Annotated in this window: 6 protein-coding genes; all 6 read right to left on the reverse strand. The window is 37.9% G+C overall.

Annotated features, from left to right (window positions below; genetic code table 11):
• Positions 1-1,107 (reverse strand): AAA family ATPase (locus GF401_20435; GenBank protein ID MBD3347431.1); only part of this gene is annotated, 1,107 nt, incomplete at its 3' end.
• A gap of 71 nt (positions 1,108-1,178) precedes the next feature.
• A complete protein-coding gene (locus GF401_20440; protein ID MBD3347432.1) occupies positions 1,179-1,664 on the reverse strand; it encodes a hypothetical protein in 486 nt (161 codons plus the stop codon).
• A 431-nt stretch (positions 1,665-2,095) separates the two neighbouring features.
• A complete protein-coding gene (locus GF401_20445; GenBank protein MBD3347433.1) occupies positions 2,096-2,392 on the reverse strand; it encodes a four helix bundle protein in 297 nt (98 codons plus the stop codon).
• Between the two features lie 137 nt (positions 2,393-2,529).
• Positions 2,530-2,676, reverse strand: coding sequence for a hypothetical protein (locus GF401_20450; protein MBD3347434.1), 147 nt, complete (start codon positions 2,674-2,676; stop codon positions 2,530-2,532).
• 492 nt (positions 2,677-3,168) lie between these two features.
• Positions 3,169-3,510 (reverse strand): hypothetical protein, encoded by a 342-nt coding sequence (locus GF401_20455; protein ID MBD3347435.1) that lies wholly within the window; start codon positions 3,508-3,510, stop codon positions 3,169-3,171.
• 147 nt (positions 3,511-3,657) lie between these two features.
• Entirely contained in the window at positions 3,658-3,837 is a 180-nt protein-coding gene (locus GF401_20460; GenBank protein ID MBD3347436.1) for a hypothetical protein, read from the reverse strand.
• Positions 3,838-4,055: the final 218 nt, after the last annotated feature.

The following is a 4,055-nucleotide window of genomic DNA, read 5'->3' on the forward strand; positions in this document are numbered from 1 at the left end:
GGTTAATACTGGATACAGTGTTACCATTACACCATTTGAGATTTCCTCGAATAAGGGTAATGGGCACTGATATTCTTCACATAACCTTAAAACTCGATGAATCCCGGAACCATATTTTTCAATTTGGCCGGCATTCTTAAATATTTCAGCAATAAGTCGATTTCTCGGTGTAGAGACATATTTCCCGGATATAAGTTTTTCTATTGAAATGTTTGCAGGGAGACCGCCGGGGTTGAATATCTCGATTTTATCATCAAAAATTTTAACAACAGAATCATTTGGCTGGGAGTAGTCTCTATGGATAATAGCATTAATAACAACTTCACGCACAGCATCAAGGGGATACTGCCAAATTGAATCATGTTGTGCTTTACCACTTATACGGATTTCTTTATTAATATGCTTGGTAATAAAATCCAGAACCTCATCTACTTCAGTAAATAAGTCGCTTTGACACCTAAATTCATCTTTAATTATGGTTTCTGATTGAAATCTACCAAGCTCAATTGTTGAAAAAAGACATTGCTCTTTGGCAAATAACAGATAACATGCATTGGAAAGTTCACCATTTCGAAGCAACTCATATTTCTGTAACACATCTAAAGGTCCATCATCAACAGGATGTACCCGATGCTTATTTGCCGAATCAATAAAAGCTTGCACTTTTTCAAAAGAGATCTGATCCAGAGAACGCTCCGGATTTATATAATAATCCCAGCTCCGGTTGAATATTTTAAGATGTGTATCTACAACCTGGTTTATTGTCATTATGTGGTTAGAAGAACCCGATCGCATGTAATAACGGCCCTTACAAGCTACAGGTTTGATTGGATATTCGGGTATGCGAATTTCAACATACTCTTTTTGGCCGGAACTGTTAATTGCAATGTCTGGAATTATAGATGGCGCTGTTGACATCTTGATCTGATTGATCCACTGCTGGACAGTTTCTTTACCAAGGGTTACCCCAACAGCTTTCCCAGAATCATTGATACCAATAAATACAGATCCGCCTTTCGCATTTGCGAATGCGCAAAGCGTTTCGATTGTTTCTTTATCGAATGTCGCTTTGAATTCTACGGTTGAGGATTCTTTTTTAGGGAGCATGGCTTGTTTGCTCGGTTACTCGGTTACTCGGTCTATAGGTGAATAGGTGAATGGGTTGATGGGTTGATGGGTTATTGCTCCAGTTTTTTGAGAAAAGTAATGAACTTGCTGATGTCATTCTGAAATCCGGAAACAGCTGCGGGGAGTCGATTGAGCAGAAACGTCAGTCTTTCGGAATCAAGTTCGAATCCATATATATTCCGTATTACATGTCTGAATCCGAGGAAATCTTTCAGTAAAGATGCTGTCTTTTTAGATATAACCGGGGGGCGGATTTTATCAAGTTCAAGAGACATTATATTTAATAACCGGATATGCCAATCATACGAATCCGGCGTTCCGCCGTTTACAGAATCTGCAATTTTACGAAATATACGCTCGCATCCCGTATAAAAATTATGCAATTTCAGTGCAATTGATTCTTCATAAATCTGTCTTTTTACTTTACTACGCGGGATTGATTGTGCTGTTTTTATTAGCTGATCAAAAAGAAGATTAATTGAATCCAACTCATTTTCAATCTCTGCAATAAGATCAGGAATTTGTCTATTTTTCATACAAAATTTCTCCCGTCTCAATACGTTTTTTCATGAGAACTTGTGCTGTTGAACAGTCAATTAAGTCTACAGGAAACCGGCTCATTTCCATACAGTCAGCAAGTGCGGAACAATAGTGTTTTTTTTTCAGTCCATATACTGCCAGATCAATATCCGAATGGTTGTCAAAGGAGCCTGATTTACATGCTGATCCTATAAGGCAGACTTTTTTGACATGATATCTATCCCGGAGCATAAAAGCCATCGTCATGGCTGTTTTGCGTGCTTCCGTATGGAGGCCCTTGTTTCGCCGTGCTTCGTCGCGTTCTCTTCGCGCCCAGGATTCTTTATATCGGGATATTTCTTTATTTGTGAACATTGATTGTTCGATTGTTTGGTTTATCGGGTGTTCGGTGAATAGGTGAATAGGTGAATGGGTGAATAGATTTTTATTAGGTTCTTCTGGATTTTTTAAGGTTTGTGAGCATTTTGCCTATATAACAACATGATTCATCAAGCAATTTGAATTCGTCTGCTTTTATATAGCCTATTGCTTGGGCGATTTCCAGTTGTGTTCTTAATTCAGCGAGTGAACCGCTGGAAATGCTTAAGAAATGGAGAAATTCTTTTTTTGATGTACGATCGTATCCCTCAGCGATATTTGAAACGACTGATACGGATGAACGCTGGATTTGATCTTTTAAGCCGAAGTCCCGGGAGAATTTTTCTGTACCAGTGACTTTGTAGATTGCGACTGCAAGGTTTTTTCAATCTTGCCAGACTTTTAGTTGTTTCCCGTCAAGACGGGACTTGAACGCTATAGTCTTAAGTTGTACCAGTAGATTGATAGGGCATGTTTCGGTGAATGGGTGAATGGGTTATATTCTCAGCCTTTGGACTCCTTAAGTGCTTTTTCAAGAAGCGCTGTAAGCTTTAGTTGGTGCGCCCAATCTTTGCAGTATGCTAAATCAAGCGTATCATTCTGCACTTTAAGCACTCCAATGATATCAAGCCACTGCCTTTCTGATTTCATGTCACCTTTTTTATACCATAGTAATTTATTTAAAATGATATCCTCAGGTGAACTGATATAATATTTCTTTTGAGGATTTATGGAATCCTGAATTTATCAAGCACCTCAATAAGCGGTCGGATTGTTGATTCTATTTCAGATTCACTCATATTGTCCTCGTTTAACCAAGTATGCCCGAACTTTACTCTCCAGTTCAATACCATAATGAAGCGATAAAAAAGCCAGTGACTTTTCAGAATTACTTAGGGTAGGATTTTTACGATTGATTGCTCTTTTTGACATCAGCATAACCGAATGACTTAAAGAAGTCAATTTTCTGAACCTTCCGGTTGTACCAGCTTTACGCAATAAATCGACCTGCATTTTATCGGCATCAGGGGATGTGTCGTTTGGGATTGGCATTGTTTGGTTTATCGGTGAATGGGTGAATGGGTTGATAGGTCGATGGGTTGTTCGGTGAATCGGTTGTTCCCGCAAAGCGGGATTTGAATTTTATAGTTTTTTGTTGTACCAATGGCTGTACCAATGTTTGCAATACGCAGCAGATTGACCGCCAACAATTGCGCAAGATATCCTACTTTCGTTGAGAATAGAGGATATTACAAGAGATGCTGCTGAATGCAACATTTCAATATCATTTTGAAAGTGATCTTTAAGTTTAGACAGAGCTGAGGTGAGGGTTTGAGCTAAATCGCTTGTCACGTGAAAGTTTTTCTCCAGAACGTTTTTTTCTTCTGCTGAAGACCTTAGCTTATTTCTTTTTGCATAGCCATTTGACATAATCGGTAAAGCAATTTTTTTTACTTGGTCCAATGATACTCGGGTTAGTTTCATTTATCAATCCTTGAGTGAAAAAGGAGTGGACTTGGAACGCTAAAGCATATACTAAATCCTTTTTTACTTTATCTCGAATTATTTTCCTTAAACTCTCGAAATAATTGATATCAATTTCCTTATTCAGGCATTGTTTTAGATATTCTTTTAGTTTCGAACGTATAAAAAAGCTTTTTTTTCAAGCTCTACTATCAGATCAACATCACTCTGCTCGTGAGCTTCATCACGTGAATAACTTCCAAAAAGAGCAATACTCTTTACACCAAATTGATTATAAAGATCTGGCATTTTTTCTTTAAGAATTGTTAAATTTTGTCTTTTATCCATATGTCCTCCATAGAGGATGGAAGAGTGGAAGAAAGGAAGAGTGGGTATATTGATCCTTCTACTCTTCTAACCTTCCATTCACTCCACTTCATTTTCTAAGCGACAGCTTTATACGAATGTCCCAGTTCTTCAAAATCTGAAATATCATTTAAAGCAAGTTTCGTTCTAATCTGCTCAAAACGGGATACAGTTTCTTTAGTATAAAGGCGCTCACCACA

Source organism: Chitinivibrionales bacterium, assembly GCA_014728215.1.
GTDB lineage: Bacteria > Fibrobacterota > Chitinivibrionia > Chitinivibrionales > WJKA01 > WJKA01.